Origin of the sequence: Falsibacillus pallidus (assembly GCF_003350505.1) — a bacterium.
Taxonomy (GTDB): Bacteria; Bacillota; Bacilli; order Bacillales; family DSM-25281; genus Falsibacillus; species Falsibacillus pallidus.
Genome location: NZ_QQAY01000023.1, coordinates 14,491 through 33,661 on the forward strand (window position 1 = coordinate 14,491; position 19,171 = coordinate 33,661).

16 protein-coding genes and 1 rRNA gene are annotated in these 19,171 nt (G+C 45.4%); 13 read left to right on the forward strand and 4 right to left on the reverse strand.

Annotation, left to right across the window (positions count from 1 at the left end):
* Window positions 1-47 precede the first annotated feature (47 nt).
* The 3 genes from DFR59_RS18900 (at window position 48) to nikC (ending at window position 3,617) form a co-directional block, all read left to right on the forward strand.
* Window positions 48-1,607 carry an ABC transporter substrate-binding protein gene (locus tag DFR59_RS18900; RefSeq protein ID WP_114747240.1) on the forward strand — a complete coding sequence of 520 codons (1,560 nt, stop codon included), beginning with the start codon at window positions 48-50 and terminating at the stop codon, window positions 1,605-1,607.
* A gap of 72 nt (window positions 1,608-1,679) precedes the next feature.
* Window positions 1,680-2,684: an ABC transporter permease gene (locus DFR59_RS18905; RefSeq protein ID WP_114747225.1), complete on the forward strand. Its 1,005-nt coding sequence runs from the start codon at window positions 1,680-1,682 to the stop codon at window positions 2,682-2,684.
* A 36-nt stretch (window positions 2,685-2,720) separates the two neighbouring features.
* Complete coding sequence (nikC, locus tag DFR59_RS18910; protein ID WP_114747226.1) at window positions 2,721-3,617, forward strand: nickel transporter permease; 897 nt, start codon at window positions 2,721-2,723, stop codon at window positions 3,615-3,617.
* A 90-nt stretch (window positions 3,618-3,707) separates the two neighbouring features.
* On the opposite strand, the gene DFR59_RS18915 is transcribed toward nikC, so the two are convergent.
* The 3 genes from DFR59_RS18915 to DFR59_RS18925 all read right to left on the reverse strand — a co-directional run bounded on the left by DFR59_RS18915 (window position 3,708) and on the right by DFR59_RS18925 (window position 11,039).
* On the reverse strand, window positions 3,708-4,793 hold the full coding sequence (locus tag DFR59_RS18915; protein ID WP_114747227.1) for an FUSC family protein: 1,086 nt from the start codon (window positions 4,791-4,793) through the stop codon (window positions 3,708-3,710).
* Window positions 4,794-5,039: 246 nt separating this feature from the next.
* Entirely contained in the window at window positions 5,040-9,503 is a 4,464-nt protein-coding gene (locus DFR59_RS18920) for a glutamate synthase-related protein (RefSeq protein WP_114747228.1), read from the reverse strand.
* A 240-nt stretch (window positions 9,504-9,743) separates the two neighbouring features.
* Window positions 9,744-11,039, reverse strand: a complete 1,296-nt coding sequence (locus tag DFR59_RS18925; RefSeq protein ID WP_114747229.1) for a glutamate-1-semialdehyde 2,1-aminomutase — start codon at window positions 11,037-11,039, stop codon at window positions 9,744-9,746.
* Window positions 11,040-11,238: 199 nt separating this feature from the next.
* Between DFR59_RS18925 and DFR59_RS18930 the strand changes: the two genes are divergently transcribed.
* From DFR59_RS18930 to perR, 8 genes are all read left to right on the forward strand, one after another.
* Window positions 11,239-12,246, forward strand: a complete 1,008-nt coding sequence (locus tag DFR59_RS18930) for an ABC transporter ATP-binding protein (RefSeq protein ID WP_114747230.1) — start codon at window positions 11,239-11,241, stop codon at window positions 12,244-12,246.
* A gap of 14 nt (window positions 12,247-12,260) precedes the next feature.
* Window positions 12,261-13,052 (forward strand): ABC transporter permease, encoded by a 792-nt coding sequence (locus tag DFR59_RS18935; RefSeq protein WP_114747231.1) that lies wholly within the window; start codon window positions 12,261-12,263, stop codon window positions 13,050-13,052.
* A 4-nt stretch (window positions 13,053-13,056) separates the two neighbouring features.
* A complete protein-coding gene (locus tag DFR59_RS18940) occupies window positions 13,057-13,842 on the forward strand; it encodes an ABC transporter permease (protein ID WP_114747232.1) in 786 nt (261 codons plus the stop codon).
* A 75-nt stretch (window positions 13,843-13,917) separates the two neighbouring features.
* Window positions 13,918-14,325 carry a potassium channel family protein gene (locus tag DFR59_RS18945; RefSeq protein ID WP_114747233.1) on the forward strand — a complete coding sequence of 136 codons (408 nt, stop codon included), beginning with the start codon at window positions 13,918-13,920 and terminating at the stop codon, window positions 14,323-14,325.
* 75 nt (window positions 14,326-14,400) lie between these two features.
* Window positions 14,401-14,871, forward strand: a complete 471-nt coding sequence (gene bcp, locus DFR59_RS18950; protein WP_114747234.1) for a thioredoxin-dependent thiol peroxidase — start codon at window positions 14,401-14,403, stop codon at window positions 14,869-14,871.
* Between the two features lie 239 nt (window positions 14,872-15,110).
* Complete coding sequence (locus tag DFR59_RS18955; protein ID WP_114747235.1) at window positions 15,111-16,061, forward strand: D-2-hydroxyacid dehydrogenase; 951 nt, start codon at window positions 15,111-15,113, stop codon at window positions 16,059-16,061.
* Between the two features lie 3 nt (window positions 16,062-16,064).
* A complete protein-coding gene (locus DFR59_RS18960; RefSeq protein WP_114747236.1) occupies window positions 16,065-16,625 on the forward strand; it encodes a cob(I)yrinic acid a,c-diamide adenosyltransferase in 561 nt (186 codons plus the stop codon).
* An 80-nt stretch (window positions 16,626-16,705) separates the two neighbouring features.
* Window positions 16,706-17,149, forward strand: a complete 444-nt coding sequence (gene perR, locus DFR59_RS18965) for a peroxide-responsive transcriptional repressor PerR (RefSeq protein WP_114747237.1) — start codon at window positions 16,706-16,708, stop codon at window positions 17,147-17,149.
* Window positions 17,150-17,441: 292 nt separating this feature from the next.
* On the opposite strand, the gene DFR59_RS18970 is transcribed toward perR, so the two are convergent.
* Window positions 17,442-17,786, reverse strand: a complete 345-nt coding sequence (locus DFR59_RS18970) for a YgzB family protein (RefSeq protein WP_114747238.1) — start codon at window positions 17,784-17,786, stop codon at window positions 17,442-17,444.
* 161 nt (window positions 17,787-17,947) lie between these two features.
* Here DFR59_RS18970 and DFR59_RS18975 point away from each other — a divergent pair, with 161 nt between their 5' ends.
* Window positions 17,948-18,823: a nucleotidyltransferase-like protein gene (locus DFR59_RS18975; RefSeq protein ID WP_114747239.1), complete on the forward strand. Its 876-nt coding sequence runs from the start codon at window positions 17,948-17,950 to the stop codon at window positions 18,821-18,823.
* Between the two features lie 274 nt (window positions 18,824-19,097).
* Window positions 19,098-19,171 (forward strand): 16S ribosomal RNA (locus DFR59_RS18980); the annotation flags it as partial.

The following is a 19,171-nucleotide window of genomic DNA, read 5'->3' on the forward strand; positions in this document are numbered from 1 at the left end:
TCTATGTGAAGAAAAGTTTTCTGTTAGCTTTCATTTTCTTGTTGATTATGGGCAGTGCCCTAGCAGGGTGCAGCTCAAAATCATCAAACGGGAATTCATCAAAAGGTGGGGAATCCGCGCAAGATACATTGATCTTTGGCCGCGGCGGTGATTCTGTCGGGCTGGATCCAGCAGCAGTAACAGATGGGGAATCATTCAAAGTTACCAAGAATATTTTCGAAACACTTGTTGAATTCGGAAGACAAGATACTGAAATCCATGAAGGATTGGCAACGAAGTGGGATGTTTCCCCGGATGGTTTGACTTATACATTCGACCTTCGTGAAGGCGTCAAATTCCAAGATGGAACAGATTTCAACGCTGATGCAGTTGTTTACAACTTCAACCGCTGGATGAACGGCGATGCTGACAAGTTCCCTTACTATGCATCCATGTTCGGTGGATACAAAGGCGACGAAGGACATGTAATCGCAGATGTTAAAGCTCTTGATAAGTACAAAGTACAGTTCACGCTTAAGCGTCCACAGGCTCCATTCTTAAAGAACCTGGCAATGAGCCCGTTCGCAATCGCGAGCCCGGCTGCCATCGATAAATACGGCGACAAATTCACTGAAAACCCAGTTGGTACAGGTCCATTCAAATTTGTCAGCTGGTCCCGCAATGACAAAGTGGTCATCGAAAAGAACAAAGACTACTGGAAAAAAGGCTATCCTAAGCTGAACAAAGTCATCTTCAAATCAATTCCTGAAAACTCAGCACGTCTGAATGCCTTGAAAAACGGCGAAATCGATCTTGCTGATGGAATCAATCCAAGTGATGCTGACGGAATTAAAGCTGACAGCAATCTTCAATTGTTCGAGCGTCCTTCTATGAACGTCGGATACCTTGGCTTCACTGTAACAAGAAAGCCATTTGACAACGTTAAAGTTCGCCAGGCATTGAACATGGCAATCGACCGTCAAGCCATCATCGATGCATTCTTCGGTGGTAAAGGTGTACCAGCGAAAAACCCTATGCCTCCAGTAATCGGCGGCTATGACGATGATATCCAACCGTATGAATTCAACCTGGACAAAGCAAAGCAATTGCTTGCTGAAGCTGGCTATCCTGATGGATTCGAAATGGAACTTTGGGCAATGCCTGTACCGCGTCCATATATGCCGGATGGAAAGAAAATTGCTGAAGCAATCCAATCCAATTTCGCTAAAATCGGCGTAAAAGCTAAAATCGTTTCTTATGAGTGGGCTACTTACCTGGAAAAAGCTTCTAAAGGTGAGGCAGATGCCTACCTATTAGGATGGACTGGCGATAACGGAGACGCTGACAACTTCCTATATGCATTGCTTGATAAAGACAGCATCGGAAGCAACAACTACTCTTACTACAGCAATGACAAATTGCACGATATCCTGATCAAGGCTCAATCTGAAGTAGATGAAGGAAAACGCAACGAGTTGTACAAACAAGCTCAGGAAATCATCCATGAAGATGCTCCATGGGCACCGCTTGCGCACTCTACACCGCTTCTTGCAGGATCTGCAAAATTAAAAGGATTCTATCCGCATCCAACTGGCTCTGACTGGTTAGATGAAGCTTCATTCGAATAACAGCAAGCATTGAAAAAGGGGAGGAGTTACACACTCCCCTTTATACATATATGGTAGAAGAGGTGAGACAGCATGCTTCAATATACAATGAGAAGAATACTGCAATTGATACCCGTTCTGCTTGGAATGACCTTCATCGTTTTCATGATGATCCGGTTGATTCCAGGAAACCCTGCACAGGTCATACTCGGCCAGCAGGCAACGAAGGAAGCTGTTGAAGCTTTGACGCGGGAATTGGGACTGAACCATCCATGGTATGTGCAATTTTTCGATTATATCAAAGGGATTTTCCAAGGAGACCTCGGTTCATCGCTCCGCACAAGAACACCAGTGACGGAAGAGATTTGGCCGTACCTGGCAGCCACTCTTGAATTATCTGTAGTTGCCATGATCATTGCGATCTTCGTTGGTGTCAATGCCGGCATCATAAGTGCATGGTTCCAGAACTCCTGGTTTGATTACTTGGCGATGATCCTTGCCCTTCTAGGCGTTTCCATCCCGATTTTCTGGCTTGGCTTGATGGAGCAATGGACGTTTGCCATCAACCTTCATTGGCTGCCGACAACCGGAAGGGAAAACATAAGGGATCCGATTGAGGCCATCACGAATCTGTATTTAATCGACACTTTGCTCCAAGGAAGATTCGACCAATTTGTTGAAGTCATCAAACACTTGATCCTTCCTGGACTGGCGCTTGCCACGATCCCAATGGCCATCATCGCAAGGATGACGCGCTCCAGCATGCTTGAAGTCATGCGCTCCGACTTCATCAGGACTGCAAGGGCAAAGGGAATGAAAATGTTCTGGGTTGTGTACAAGCATTCATTGAAAAATGCAGTCATCCCTGTTTTGACAGTCATCGGTCTTCAAATGGGACTTCTGCTTGGCGGGGCCATACTGACAGAAACGATCTTCGGCTGGCCGGGAATCGGGCGCTATATCTACGATGCCATCGGTTTCCGCGACTATCCAGTCATTCAGTCAGGCATCTTAATCGTTGCTTTTATTTTCGTAATGATCAACCTGATTGTGGATCTTGTGTATGCAGCTGTCGATCCTAGAATCAAGTACAACTAATTGCTGTAGTGTTGAACGAAGCAAGGAGGAATGAAAATGGCAGAATTAGCTCCGCAGCAGGAGAACATCCAAGCCGTTAAAACAGAAGATGTTTCCTCGCCATGGAAGGAAGCCTGGAGAGGATTTAAGAAAAATAAACCTGCGGTAATCGGAAGTTTCATCGTTTTATTTTTCATTGTCATTGCATTATTGGCTCCGCTATTGAAGCCGGATGGGTTTAATGTTCAAAATCTGCCGGATCGCCTGCAAGGGCCATCATCCGAGCATTGGCTTGGAACGGATGACTTTGGGCGGGATATTTTCACACGTGTCATCTATGGAGCAAGGATTTCCCTTTGGGTAGGATTTTTCTCCGTTGTCGGCTCGGTTGTTGTAGGGAGTCTGCTTGGAATCGTAGCCGGATATTATGGAAAATGGATCGATACAATCATCTCAAGATTCTTTGATATCATGCTGGCATTCCCGAGCATCCTTTTGGCCATTGCGATCGTAGCCGTTCTTGGGCCGTCGCTTCGAAATGCGCTGATTGCGATTGCCATCATCAACGTCCCGAACTTTGGGCGTTTGATCCGTTCGAAAGTATTGAGTGTCAAACAGGAAGAATACATCATGTCTGCGAAGGCGATCGGGATGGGGGATGCACGCATCTTGTTCCACCATATCCTGCCGAACAGCATGGCGCCGATCATCGTGCAAGGAACTTTGGCCATTGCCACAGCCATCATTGAAGCTGCCGCACTTGGCTTCTTGGGACTTGGTGCAGAACCGCCAAAACCGGAATGGGGCAAAATGCTTGCCGATTCCACCCAATACATGATTCAGGCACCATGGACGATGATCTTCCCGGGACTCGCCATCATGCTTACCGTCCTCGGCTTCAACCTCATGGGTGACGGACTGCGCGATGCGTTAGATCCAAGAATGAAAAGCTGAATGTACAAAAAGTCCGGAGACCCCGGACTTTTTTCTTTTGCATAAGAAGCAAAAAAACCGGCTGCTGTGTAAGCTAGCCGGTTTCGTTCGTTATTCTTCATGATTCTCTTCTATTTTTACTTCGTTTTCTTCCACGTGGAACGATTGGAAGCTTCCAATTAGCTTCTCCAGATGCTCGAGATGCTCGTTGTAATCCAAAATGGATGAGATAAGGTGCATCAAGTGGAAAGGCTGATAGTCTTCTTGAAAATCGTAGGTCTTCAATCGTTTAATGAAGACGTCCATTAATTCATTTCGCTGCGCACACACATTGTGGACACTTTCAAAGGCGATATCAGATTTGACTTTCCCGACAAACTTCAACAGGAGCTGCTCATGATAGCTCATCAAGCAGTCGAGCTGTCCCTGAATCATCTGATGGATTTCCTCAGGGAGATTGGAAATTTCATTTTCAAAGCGATGGAGCCTCTTCAGGATTTCAAATGCTCTTCGCAAAGTAGAAATCATTTGCCTGTAGACAACAAGCTTGCGGTTTTTTGCCACGATGTTCATTTTAAAGTAGCTGCGTTCTTCCTTGAATAAAAGGTAGACCTGATCAATTTTCGTCAGCCGTTCTTTTATTTTTTCGATATCTTTTTTCAGTAAATGATTTTCCGACGCATGCCGGGTACTCAGTCGAATCCATTTCAGCATGTCTTCCGTGACGTTCGAAACGCGATAAAACAGTTTGGTTTCGTATTTAGGCGGCAAGAAGATCAAGTTCACGATGAAAGAGGACAAGACCCCGAGCATGATCGTTGAAAATCGGATGACGGCAAATTGGATAAAATCCTCCCCGGGTGCTTCCATGATGGAAATCATGGTTACAAGGGATAAGCCAATCGTATTTTCTATTCTTAATTTTAATATGAGGGTAATGGCTATGATCGCTGCCAGGCCGACAAAAATAACATGATTGCCTAATAATAATACAAATAATACAGCCAAAATGGCGCCGATCAAGTTTGCCTGAACTTGTTCAATAATGGATAAGTAAGAGCGATATATCGTGGGCTGAACTGCGAAAATTGCAGCAATCCCGGCAAACACCGGTGAAGGCAGATGCAGAACTTCAGCCACAAATAAAGCTAAAACGATAGCGATTCCCGTTTTAAAAATGCGGGCACCTAGCTTCATAATAGTGGAATATCCTTTCCTGGTAAAATTATTACCGCTTCATTACTATATTGACTAGAAGCAGGAATGTTAAACAACATTGTACTATACAGTGTCCCCAACTGAATATCAAGATGCTTTTGGATATTAATTTTTTATGAAAGGCTTTCCATTTTCATTCTGTAAAAAAATAGTCAAATTTAATTTTAGGGAAAAAAGAAAAGCCCCTGGTAAGAGGAGCTGTGCTGCAACTAATTTCATTCACAATCACTCCGTCGACACGGAAGGGTCTGCCTGCTCTTTGGCAGGGATGACTTGCAGGAAGTTTGCCGGGAGGTCTCCCATCAGTCCTTCCACAAACGCGGCTTCAACGTGCTGGCCGCTCTGTTTCAAGAGATCTTTATAGCTTGACAACAGTTCTTCCAAATCAGCCATTCCTTTTGCGGACAAGGTTTCAAGGGAAACTTTGGCACCTTTGGCGATCCGCTGCTGAATGGTTTCTTTCGTCAGCCTGGCATCAGCATCTTGCCTCAAATAGACGACTCCGCCGGTCATTCCTGCGCAGATCCAAGGACCTGGATCCCCTAAAACCACGCCGCGGCCGTTGGTCATGTATTCAAAGGCAAATCCCTTAATATTCGCAGAAGATGCGATATTGGCATGCTGTCCGGCTGAGAGCGTCTTTTTCGGAAGTCCCCCGATGATCAAGTCTGCGCCAGACAAGCGGATTCCTGCTCTTGAATCGGCATCTCCCTGTGCAATGAGAAGCCCTTTCTGCGCTCCATACCCGAATCCTTTTCCTACTGATCCGTTAATGAACTTCCCGTTTTGCCCTCTGGATTTCAGGATGACGATTGATCCGCCTAATGATGCTTTACCTGTTCCGTCCTGTGCACCGCCATGGACTTGGATGTCAACGCCACTCGCATTGTATGCCCCGAGACCGTTTCCAGGGATGGATCCGTCTGTCAGGTCGAGCTTCAAGGAAGAAGGGAAGCGGGCTTCTTTTCTTGAAGATAAGACCGCTTGCTGGGAGTGGGAGCTTCCGAGATTCCTTCGGTTGGAGGTGATGCCTTGATAATGGAAAGTGCTGCTGCCGCCAGGATGACCATAGGTTTCCGCTCCAACGGCCATGGAAGAACCATCTACGGCAGATAAAGTTTGCATTGATTTTTTAGGCATCTGTTCGATTTCCAGAACTTCCAAAAGGTAAGTCAAATCAAGCATATTTTTGCCTTCTGACTGTACCAGGAGATCCGAACGTCCGACAATCTCCTGCAGGCTGGAAACTCCTAATGAAGCAGTCAGTGCTTTTAATTCTTCTCCAAAAGCGGTGAAGAGATTCATCAGCCCAGCTACGGCCATATCGAATTGTCTTGGAACAAACCTGCGCAGGCCGTGCTCCTTTGCCTGTGCTTCGGAATCGATCTGTGTCGCGATTCCGACGTGGCACGTATCCAAGTGGCAGCCCCTGCATGTCGTACATCCGATGGCAATCATGGATAGCGTGCCGAACCCGATCCGGTTCGCCCCGAGCAGCATGACTTTCAGGACATCCATTGCACTTTTGATGCCGCCGTCAGCCCAAATTTCCACATAATCGCGGAGGCCGGCTTCCAAGAGGGCATTGTGCGCTGCTTTTACACCGATTTCAACCGGGAGTCCGACATGCTGGAGGGCATGGATCCTCGCAGCACCGGTGCCGCCGTCAAAACCGCTGAGTGTGATAATATCCGCTCCGGCTTTCGCAATGCCGACTGCAATGGTGCCGATGTTTGGTACAACAGGAACTTTTACGGCAATTCTCGCTGAAGGGTTGGCTGTTTTTAACTCATCGATCATCTGGGCAAGATCTTCAATGGAGTAGATATCATGGTTGTTCGATGGCGAAATGAGGTCGGAGCCGATGGACGCATTCCGCGCTTCGGCTATTTTCTCCGTCACTTTCGATCCAGGGAGATGACCGCCTTCACCAGGTTTTGCACCTTGGCCGATCTTGATTTCAAGCAGATTGGAGGAGTTCAGCAGCTCCATATTTACGCCGAATCTTCCTGAGGCAATCTGCTGTCCACGCGTATGCGGATACTTTCCGATCATGTCCTTGATTTCGCCGCCTTCTCCATTCAGGCTGATCATGTTGAGCCGTTCGGCCGCCTCAGCATAAGCTCGGAAAGCTGTTTCGTTCTGAGAGCCAAAAGACATCGAAGCAATGACAAAAGGCAGGCTGTGCGACCCCACTCCGATATTGACGGCAGAAGGCTCTATTTTCTTGCTGCTTTCCTTCAGCTTTGTCAGGTGGCGGATGGTGATCGGGGTCGTTTCCTCCATTTCCTCCAATTTTTCACGGTAGGAAGTGTAATCGCCTGTCGCAGCAACTTCCCCAATGGCTTTCCAGATCCGGGGGAAGAAATGAAATTCCTTTTGCAGGCGCTGTTTCTCATCCTGATAATCAAGTCTTCGCTGGAAGGCATCTTCCTTCATGGCAGGGAAATCATATGGCACTTTATCAGAACCAAGGAAGCTCGTTATATTTAATTGATTGGCCGCATCCTCATGAAGTCCGATGGCAGAAAAAAGTCTTCCATATCCCTTTAATTCATGGATGCCGATGGTGGACAATACTTTTTCCATTCCTTTATTCAACGCTTCAGACAAATGAAGGACGGGGTCGATTGTCTCTTCATAGACCGTCAAGAACATATAGTAAGGACTGATGGCATCTGCCCCAAGTCCGATGGCAAGCATGATGTCATGCAGCGAACGGATGGAAGCGGAACGGAGGAGGAGGGAGCAGTTCCGTCTCACTTCATTTTCCGTCAGCTCTCTATGGATGGCGGATAATGCAAGGTGTGGATCCATCCAAAGGTGATTGTTGCTATGGGCAGCGGCGTCGTCCAGAATTAAAAGGGACTTGCCGCTGTTGGCAGCTTGAACAGCTTCTGATGAAAGGCGATTCAACGCATCGGAAAGGCTCTCATTATCTTCCATCGTCAGTGAAAGATGATGGGTGCTCTTTTTTTGCACGAAAGATTCTACCACTTGATCATAGCTTGGGTGATTCATTTTCTCATAACACTCCCAGCCCGCTGTTCCTTCAATGAGAAGGGGGGAAGCTAGATGCATGGAATCATGGTTTTGATCTTTTCCATCCATTGAAGGACGCGATCCTAAAAAGACGGAAAGGGAAAAATGTTCAGCTTCCCGTTCACGGTCGATGGCAGGATTGGTTACGACCGCCACGCTTTCCTTGATGAAATCCGCGATATTCTTTCTGTCCGGATCCATTGCGGCAAGCGGGGCATCATGTCCAAGAGACTTGATTGGTTCGACCCCTCGTTCAGCCATTTGCTCGAGCATTTGAATCTGTTCGCGCTTCCATCCGAAGGCATTGTACTGCCCGTTTGAAATTTCAGCAGGATACGTTTGAGAAATGATTTTCTTAAAATTGTCCGCCTGCATTTTCAAGTGGGTTCCGTCCACATTTTTCTTAGCGGAATAACGGGCAAAAACCTCCTCCTGAAAGGTGCTGTGTTCAAAAACTTCGATTCTATCATTCTTCCATTTCAGTCCCACTTTCTCACCTGGCCCCAACGGCTTTGGATCATTCACATAGAAAGAGTTTGGCAGAATCCCAGGTTCCGATGAAAAAAGAATAGAAACATCCGTTTCAAGCATCCACAATGGACGAAGGCCAAGGGAATCGACGCTGAAGACCGCTTCATTGCCAAATCGGGAAACGATGCCTGCCGGACCTTGGGCGATATGCCCCCAATTCTCCCGGAAATGGAGATATAAATCCTGGAGATGTTCCGGATAGTGCTCGATTTCATCCATGATTGGAGGGAAGACCATATCCATTGCTTCAAACAGGGAAAGGCCGTCGCGGCAAATAAAGGTTTCGATGACCCTGTTGACATCCTGTGAGTCGCTTCCTGACTGGACGAGCGGGACTTGGAGCATTTCTGCTTCTTCCCTGAATTTCGAAATCGTATTGATTTCACCATTGTGGCCTAAAAGGCTGAAGGGCTGGACGCGAGAAAAAGTGGAAAGGGTGTTCGTTGAGTAGCGGTTATGTCCGAGAGTCATGGCAGAGGCGATTTTTTCTTCTTTCAAATCATGATAATACTTCATTAAAAGTTCCCCGCCGCCCATCACTTTATAGATGGCATGCTCTCCGCTGAGCGAAGCCACATGGATGTTCTCTTCGTTTTCAAGGAGAATGCTAAGTTCGTATAGTTGTTTTGATAGGTTTTCAGGACTTTGGCGGGCAAGGAAGCCAATTTGAAAAAATATCGGCTTTTCTTTATTGGCGTTGGTTCCGAGGGCAGAAGGATCTGCAGTTGTGTCGGACTGAAATAATACATCAAGGCCGCGCTCCGCTAAGGCACCGATTATCTTTTCTTTTATAAGGGGAGTTTCATTCGTCAGAAAAAAATGTCCCACGGCAAAATCAGGCGAGTGGGCAAGAGCGGGCTCGTGTCCTTGCTGCTGCAGTTTGTCTTCCCACAGCGCTCTCGGCAGATCGATATGAATGCCGGCTCCGTCTCCTTCATCATGAATGAAGCCTGCTCTGTGGTTCATCTTGATTAAGGCATCTATACAATTTGTGATGTTTTTTCTTGTGGGGATTTTCTCTTTTTCAATGCAGGCAACAATCCCGCATGCGTCATGTTCGTGGCGATGATGATCTTTGAATGTGTGGGGACTCCAATGATTTTTTTGTAATGGCATGTGCCATTCACCTCCGGAATTAAATTTTCGAATGGAAGCAGGGAAATGAGGAACTTGTGGATTGGTTTCATTGAGTAAAAATTCAGAATAATAGTTTAATGATAGCATAGGAAAAGTTGTTTATGCAAATTTCTATGCAAGGTTCGGAAGGGGGGAATTGGATAGATATTTTGCAAACGCTTTCTTTTTAAGGCTTAAAACAGCCACCGCTCAATTTCAACGATGGCTTGTTTTGTATATTTATTCAGAAAGAAGCTTTGAAAATGCGTTGTCCACTGCTTCGAGCGTTATCTTGATATCTTCTTCAGTATGAGCTGTGGTCAGGAACCAGGCTTCATATTTGGAAGGTGCCAGGTTAATGCCCTGGTGAAGCATCAGTTTGAAGAATTTCGCAAACATTTCCCCATCCGTCGCTTCCGCCTGTTCATAGTTCTCAACTGTGACATCCGTGAAGTAGACAGTGAATGCACCTTTCAAACGGTTGATGGTGATTGGGATATTGTGCTTCTCAGCAGATTTCAGGATGCCTTCTTCAAGCAGTTTTCCAAGGTGGTCAAGATGTTCGTAGACGCCTTCTTGCTTGAGTACTTCCAGGCAAGCGATACCGGAAAGGATGGATGCAGGGTTTCCGGCCATCGTTCCAGCTTGATAAGCAGGTCCCAGCGGTGCCACTTTTTCCATGATTTCAGCCTTTCCGCCATATGCTCCGATCGGAAGGCCGCCTCCGATGATTTTCCCCATTGCAGTCAGGTCGGGCTTCACATTCAGCAAGTCCTGCGCCCCGCCGTACATAAAGCGGAACGCTGTGATGACTTCATCATAAATGACAAGTGCGCCTGCTTCGTGTGTCAGTTCGTTCACAGCTTCTAAGAAACCTTGCTTAGGTTCCACGATTCCGAAATTCCCGACGATCGGCTCTACAAGCACAGCGGCAATTTCGCTGCCCCATTTCGCCAATGCTTCTTTAAACGGTTCGATATCATTGAAAGGAACGGTGATGACCTCTTTTGCAATGCTTTTTGGCACCCCGGCGGAATCCGGTGTTCCAAGGGTAGATGGGCCAGATCCTGCAGCAACAAGGACAAGGTCGGAATGTCCATGGTAGCAGCCGGCAAACTTGATGATTTTATCGCGGCCTGTATATGCGCGTGCAACGCGGATTGTCGTCATGACAGCTTCTGTACCGGAATTTACAAAGCGTACTTTATCCATTGCAGGCATTGCTTCTTTCAGCATGGCCGCAAATTTTACTTCGTGCGGCGTCGGTGTGCCGTAAAGGACCCCGTTTTCAGCTGCTTTTTTGATGGCTTCTGTGATGTGCGGGTGCGCATGGCCTGTGATGATCGGTCCATATGCCGCCAAATAATCGATGTATCGGTTTCCGTCCACATCCCAGAAGTACGCCCCTTGGCCTCTTTCCATTGCAACCGGTGAACCGCCGCCAACGGCTTTATACGAGCGGGATGGGCTGTTGACGCCGCCGACGATATGTTCTACTGCTTCTTTATGTAAATGTTCTGATTTACTGAAATTCATTTGAATCCTCCTTAATTTTTGCCTGAATACAGGCTGGATGGCATCCAATCATGAAGCATTTACTTCATAAATGTACATCCTACATTGTAGTACGCTGATTCTCATTGCGCAATTAGAATAGCGAAACATTCTGGAGGTAGTCCGTGAGTGATTGTGTTACACTATGTGATGGCATCAAGAAGGAAGGAGCGTTAAAGAGATGAATAACGCAATTGTTGTAGAGAATCTCCGTAAAGAATTCAAGGCTTATTCAAGCCGTTCAGGATTGGCAGGGGCATTTCGCGATCTATTCACGCGGAACTATAAAATCGTCCCCGCCGTCAATGATATAAGCTTTACTGTGAAAAAAGGGGAAATGGTCGGATACATCGGGGAGAATGGAGCAGGAAAATCGACCACGATCAAGATGCTCACAGGAATCTTGACTCCGACATCCGGAGCCGTTGAAGTGAACGGGATGAATCCTCATAAAGAAAGGGAAAAGTTCGTCAATACCATTGGCGTAGTATTCGGCCAGCGTTCCCAGCTTTGGTGGGATATCGCCGTGCAGGAATCGTTTCGCCTTTTGAAAAAGGTATACAAAGTTTCGGATGAACAGTATGACGAGCATATGAGCCACGTCATCGAGACGCTGGAGATCGGACCGCTTTTGGACAAGCCTGTCCGTAAATTATCGCTCGGGCAGAGGATGCGCTGTGAATTGGCAGCAGCCCTCATCCATAATCCACCTCTATTGTTTTTGGATGAACCGACGATTGGACTCGATGTCCTGGTGAAATTAAAAATCAGGCAGTTCCTTAAGGAAATCAATGAGAAATTCAACACGACGATCCTTCTCACAACCCATGACCTTTCTGACATCGAAGCGCTTTGCGATAGAGTGGTCATGCTTGATGAAGGACAGATCATCTACGACGGGGCCCTCAATCAGCTGAAACAGAGCTGGGGAGATAAAAAGGAAGTGGAGTTTCAGTTCCTTGAGCAAATTGATGAAGAAGAGCTTGTGTTCCTCACTCAAAATTTGGAGGCTGTCTGGGATATTGATCGCAGGCTTCATAAATACATCGCGACGGTAGACGCTAATGATCAAAAGATCTCAGAGCTTATCGCTTCCGTTGTATCGAGGTTCAAGATCAAAGATATTAAAATCCAGGAAACCTCCACAGAAGAAATCATCCGAAACATCTATGAAAAAGGCTTCGTGTGAAAGGAGGATGAATCATGGGAAAATACTTGGAAATGATTCGCATCCGCTTTTTGATGATGCTGGCGTATCGGACCAACTATTATAGCGGCATCCTGATCTACAGCATCAACATCGGGGCCTACTACTTCCTTTGGCAGGCTATTTATGGAGGGAAGCAGGACATTGAAGGACTCTCTGTTCTCCAGATGACCACCTATATCGCTGTTGCCTGGATGGCGCGGGCATTTTATTTCAACAATATCGACCGTGAAATCGCCCAGGAGATCAAAGAAGGAAAGGTTGCGGTGGAACTCATCCGGCCTTACAGCTATCTAGGAATGAAAACGATGCAGGGTCTTGGGGAAGGAATCTTCCGTCTGCTGTTTTTCTCTATTCCCGGCATGGTCATCGTTTCGTTGATATTCAGGCTCCACGTGGCATTTGATCCGTCGGTATGGTCCTGGTTCGGAATATCGATTGTCCTCAGTTTCATCATCAACACCCAGATCAACCTGCTGACAGGAATGACGACTTTTTTCTTATTTAATAACGATGGCTTGATCCGTGCCAAAAGGGTGGTCATTGATTTGTTTTCCGGTCTGCTGCTCCCGATCAGTTTCTTTCCGATGTGGGCGCAAACCGTCATGAAGTATTTGCCGTTTCAAGGCATCAGCTATGTGCCGAGCATGATTTTCACAGAAGGCTTCAAAGGAAACGAAATGATCCAGGCGATCCTCCTGCAATTGGCGTGGACCGTCATTTTGCTCATCCCGATAGGCGTCCTGTGGAAGCTGGCAAAAAAACAAATGATTATTCAAGGAGGGTGACAGCATGTTTTATTTGAAGATGTTTTTTCAATACGTCGCCCAATATATAAAAGTAAGGCTGCAGTACCGGACAGATTTACTGGTTGAATTTTTATCGGATCTTTTATTTCAAGGCGTGAACCTCGTCTTTATCTTGATTGTCTTTGGCCATACAAAGCTCTTGAGCGGCTGGAGCCAATATGAAATCATCTTTATCTACGGTTTCTTTTTAGTGCCGTTCGCCATTTTTTCATCCTTCTTCAATATTTGGGATTTCAATGACCGCTATATCGTGAAAGGTGAAATGGACAGGATATTGACAAGGCCCATCCATAGCCTGTTTCAAATCATCCTGGAGAGAATTGAATTGGAGTCGCTTCTCGGAGTAGTGACGGGGATTGCTGTCATGCTATACTCCGGAGGCAAATTGGGGATCGGCCTTCATTGGTATGATCCGTTTCTATTCATCTTGTTTGCCATCGGCGGCGCCCTTGTCTATGGAGGAATCTTCATTATAATGGCAGCCATCGGATTCTGGTCTGATGCGAAGACCTCGATCATGCCGATGATGTACAATATCGGGAACTACGGACGGTATCCGGTGAATATCTACAACACGGTCATCCGTTTTGTGCTGACGTGGATCCTGCCATTTGCGTTTGTCGGCGTTTACCCAGCCTCTTATTTCTTGGGGAAAGAAGAATGGTACGGATATGCGTTCATGACGCCGGTAATCGGCATCCTATTTATCACCTTATCTGTCTTCCTATGGAATAAAGGCGTCAAACGCTACCGGGGAGCAGGGAACTGATTTGTTTTGAAAGCTTGGACATTTGTCCGGGCTTTTTTTCATACAATGTGATGAGAAGCCTTTGGGGGTGGAGGAATGCTGGAGGTATTTATGGGGGCGGTGGTCATCTGCATGATGGTCAGCATCAGGAATCTATTTTTGCCCTCGAAGATGAAGCAGCGGCATTTTTCGCTGGAAAACTTTATATTCATCAGTTTGATCTATCTGACGCTTATGATTGGCTTCGGATTATTATATATGGCCCTTGAATTGCAGGGAGTCCGCGTTCTGGCAGATAATTCAGGTGTTTCCGTGGAATCTTTTGTGAATAAATTCATGACCTATGTGTATTTCAGCGGCATGACCCTGTTCTCCGTTGGGTATGGGGATGTCATCCCTGTTGAGGCTGGAAGGGTGCTGGTCATATTGGAGGCGCTGATCGGCTATACAATTCCTGCGGCTTTTGTGGTGAGGACGGTATTGGACATAGAAAAGCAGTCTTAGCACCTTGTCATTTGTTTTCTTCCCCCAATTTGGTTAGGCTAGAGGTAGAAGCTTTATTAATGGGAGGAAACAAACATGACATTAGAAATTGGCCAGCTGGCACCGGACTTTGAATTGACCGCAAGCAATGGGGAAAAAGTGAAATTATCGGATTACCACGGGAAGAAAAATATCGTCCTTTACTTTTATCCAAAGGACATGACACCGGGATGTACAACGGAAGCGTGCGATTTCCGCGATCAGTACGAAAGTTTTTCCGGCCTTGATACCGTCATCCTTGGTGTAAGCCCGGATCCGATCGATAAACATCAAAAATTCGTGGAGAAGCATTCGCTTCCATTCTTGCTGCTTGTCGACGAGGATCACAAGGTGGCGGAAGACTATGGCGTTTGGCAGTTGAAGAAGAACTTCGGCAAGGAATACATGGGCATCGTGAGGTCCACCTTCATCATCGGAAAAGACGGGCAGCTTGCGAAAGAGTGGCGTCAGGTTAAAGTGAAGGACCACGTAGCAGAAGCGCTCCAATTCATCAAAGATCATATGTAAAAAAACATTGAAAATGGGAGAAAAACCATGCCTATTTTAATGAAGTTGTGGCGTTTGTCCATGCATTTTCTGCAAACGAACATACTTTATACTAGGGCATACCTCCTCAGATAGTCACACGTTAAGAGCCGATAAACTCGGCTCTCTTTTTTTGCACGGAGTGTTTCTAATGTGGACTATTCAACGGGTATGATAAAATAGTCAGAAATAGAGAAAGTCCAGGAATGGGGGATTTATAGATGGATGTGCTGTTTACTTTTTCTCCCCCGGAGGAATTGTTGAAACCGCTTAAACAAGTGGAGGCTGATTTGAACCTTCATACTGTTTCTTCTATTGATGAAGAAAATGGACTCCTTGCTGAGGCTGAAGTCCTCGTCACCTTTGGAGAGGATCTGACAGAAGGGCACATCAGGAAGGCCCAAAAAGTAAAATGGATCATGGTGGTCTCTGCCGGACTGGAAAAAATGCCGTTAGATGCAATTGCTGAAAGGGGCATCCTTCTGACAAATGCAAAGGGGATACATAAAAAACCAATGGCGGAATTCACCATCGGCTTGATGATTCAATACGTAAAGCAGCTCGGTGCGTTCCGGGACCAGCAGCGTGAAGGCATCTGGCGGCCTGATCTGAAAATGGGTGAGCTGTCAGGCAAAAACCTGATGATTGTCGGAGCGGGAGCAATCGGAACCGAGATAGCAAAAGCAGCAAACTTCTTTGGAATGGCTGTTTATGGTGTAAACTCAACCGGTAAGCCCATAAAGAATTTTCAGGATATGTACACAATCGAATCATTCAAAGAAGCCCTTCCTATTATGGATTTTATCATCAACATCTTGCCGAGCACTGATAAAACGAAATATCTTTATCAAAAAGAGCATTTCACGGCTATGAAGGAGACAGCCGTCTTTATCAATATCGGTAGAGGGGATGCGGTTTCTGAGGAAGTTTTGATTGAAGCTCTGGAGGAAGAACGAATTGCCCACGCATTTATGGATGTATTTGAAACAGAACCGCTGCCTGAGGGCCATCCATTTTGGAAATTAAAAAATCTGACGCTCACTCCACACGTTTCGAGCCATTCGGATGACTATTTGCCAAGGGCATTTGAAATATTTAAGCATAATCTTCATACATATATCAATAATAAAAACAACTTTATGAACGTGGTAGATCCAAAGAGGGGGTATTAGAAGATGAAAATCTATACAAAAACAGGGGATAAAGGAACGACATCATTAGTATATGGACAGCGTGTATCCAAAAGCGACCTGAGAGTAGAAGCCTACGGGACATGTGACGAAGCCAACTCCATGATCGGTTTGGCCCTAAGCTACGTGAAAAAGGAATACTTCGAAGGCAAGGAAGAGTTCGAAAACGCCTTTCATCGAATCCAGACGGCTCTTTTTCATGTAGGGGCAGAACTCGCGACACCTGCAGGAAAAGAAGTAAAATGGAAAGTGGAAGAAGGGGACATCTCCTTTTTGGAAGGATTGATTGATAAATGGGAGGAGTCATTGGAACCTCTTAAAAACTTTATCCTCCCAGGGGGACATCCAGCAGGTGCTTCTCTTCATTCAGCGAGGACCATCGCAAGAAGGGCTGAGAGGAATGCGGTCTCTATCGGTGAGGAAGTGAATCCGCTCGTTCTTTCCTACTTAAATCGACTATCTGATTTGCTGTTTGTGGCAGCGAGATACATCAATGGACAGCTTGGGGAAATAGAGGAAACCCTTCACGCAGACAGACGGGGATAATTGACAGAAACATACTTTTCTTAGTAAACTATTTATAAAGATTTTAATTTAAGAATGAATTCTTATTAAGAAAGAGGTGCATGACCGTGTCCCATGATCAGCTCACAGAAGCATTGGATACTTTAAAACAAACAGGGGTGCGAATCACGCCTCAACGTCATGCAATACTTGAATATTTAATTAGCTCCATGTCACACCCGACGGCCGATGATATCTACAAGGCCCTCGAAGGGAAATTCCCAAACATGAGTGTGGCGACTGTATATAATAATTTGCGAGTATTTCGTGAGGTTGGCCTGGTCAAAGAATTGACTTATGGGGATTCTTCCAGCCGATTCGATTTCGTCACTACCGACCATTACCATGTCATCTGCGAGTCGTGCGGCAAAATCGTGGATTTCCATTACCCTGGACTGGATGAAGTTGAACATTTAGCTTCGCACGTCACAGGATTCAAAGTCGGTGCACACCGGATGGAGATTTATGGTACATGTCCGGACTGCAGCAAAAAAGACGCTCATTAATTCAAACGCCCTTCTATATTGGAGGGCTTATTTTTTTATGTTTGTGAAAGGCTCTTTTCTCAAAGTTTGTTGCTTTAAGGTATTAAAAAAGGATATTTTACGCAATCTATGCAGAATATTCAACTCAAAAGAGCCTGGATATACCATTTCAACGCTCACAACAGGTATTTTTACGTTAAAATCGGCATTAAGATTTTAACAACAAAATTTACGAAAACAGTCTTGTGAAAAAAAGCCCCTTCAGCGAAAGGAGAAAGAATCTCGCTGAAGGGGCTTTTCTGTTGGTGCCGCATTAGCCTTTTTTATTGTAGTTTTCATCAAATTCCTTGCCTTCGAGGTTCTTATCCAATGTAAGCGGCTCGCGGCAGTGCATGCACATATCGACCCGTCCCAATAGTTTCGTCGGCTTCCCGCAATTCGGACAGACAACTTGAATTGCTTTCGTGGAAAGCATCCCGATCCAGAAATAAACCACCGTGCTTGCGATGATCGACAAAAGGCCGAGGATCATGAAGATGGTCATGACGATTGGATGGGTGCGGAAGAAGATGCCTATGTACATAATAATGAAACCGATGAAAATCAAACTAAGCGCAAATGTGCGGATTTTATTTATTTTATTCGAGTATTTTGCCATCGTTTGTCCCTCCTAGAAAATTACTATATCACACTTTTCTTACAAATAAGTAGGAATCTTTGACAAGGCAGTGTCGAAAATTGTCTTTTAAATCAGCAGGAAATTTATTATGATTGTCGAAGTAGTATCCTAAAATGCTAGTTATATGGAGGAGTTAGTTTATGGAGGATATCCTTCGCCCCATTTATCAAGAACGGGCAAGCCAACAAAATACATTAGGGATTTTAAGGATAGAAAAGAGACTTCATGCAAGTCCTATTACAGATACATTTGATACAGTCCTGCTTGTCATTGTCCGGGAAGCGGACCAGTCTGTCTTTATCAAGCACTATACTTACCAAGATCAAAAAGCGGCCCTGCACATCGTCACAGAAGAGCAGCTTAAAGAGTGGATCCTATTAGGAAGCAACCGAAAAATCGTCGATTGGCTCTTTAATGGGAAAATTCTATTCGACAGAAACGAATATGTGGATGGATTGAAAATGGAGCTCCGTGACTTTCCTTTCTATGGAAGGAAAATTAAAATGGGGATGGAGTTTGCGAAATTAATCAGAAGGTACACAGATGGCAGAGCCTTCTTTGACAATCATCATTATCTCGATGCCTACAACCATATTGTCCACTCGCTGCATCACCTGGCACGTCTGGCGGTCATCGAAAACGGATTTCATCCGGAAGTGACAGTCTGGAATCAGGTGAAGCAGATTGAACCGGAAATCTTTAAATTGTACGAAGAATTGGTTACAAGCGATGAATCTATTGATAAGCGGCTGGAGCTATTATTCCTGGCAAGCGAATTCCTCATCCATTCAAGGATGAAATCAGGCACCTCTCATTTAATAGAGGTTCTTGAAATGAAAGAGTCATGGAGCATCAATGATCTTATGCACCATGAAGAACTCCAGCACTATTCTGTTGATTTACCAATTTTGCTTGAGTATCTAGCAGATAAGAATTGTGTTTCTATAGAGAATGTAGAGACGAAGGGGCAGGGGATCTTCCATAGGTATTATTCTGTTCCGAAAAAATTATCTTAAAATATCATTTTTAGTGTTGACTTTATATTATAAGGCTGATATATTTATAAGCGTCGCTGCTGAACAACTCATTTAGCAGCGGCGAAGAAAAATAAAAGTTCTTAAAAAAGTGTTGACATGAAAGTCGGCATTTGGTAAGATAATAAAGTCGCTTCTGAGAGACGAAAGCGAAATTGATCTTTGAAAACTGAACAAAACAAAACGTCAACGTTAATCAATTTTTTTAAAAATCGAGCTAATCAAGCTTGAAACTTTGTGGCTTTGAGCCAACAATTTTTCGGAGAGTTTGATCCTGGCTCAGGACGAACGCTGGCGGCGTGCCTAATACATGCAAGTCGAGCGGATTGA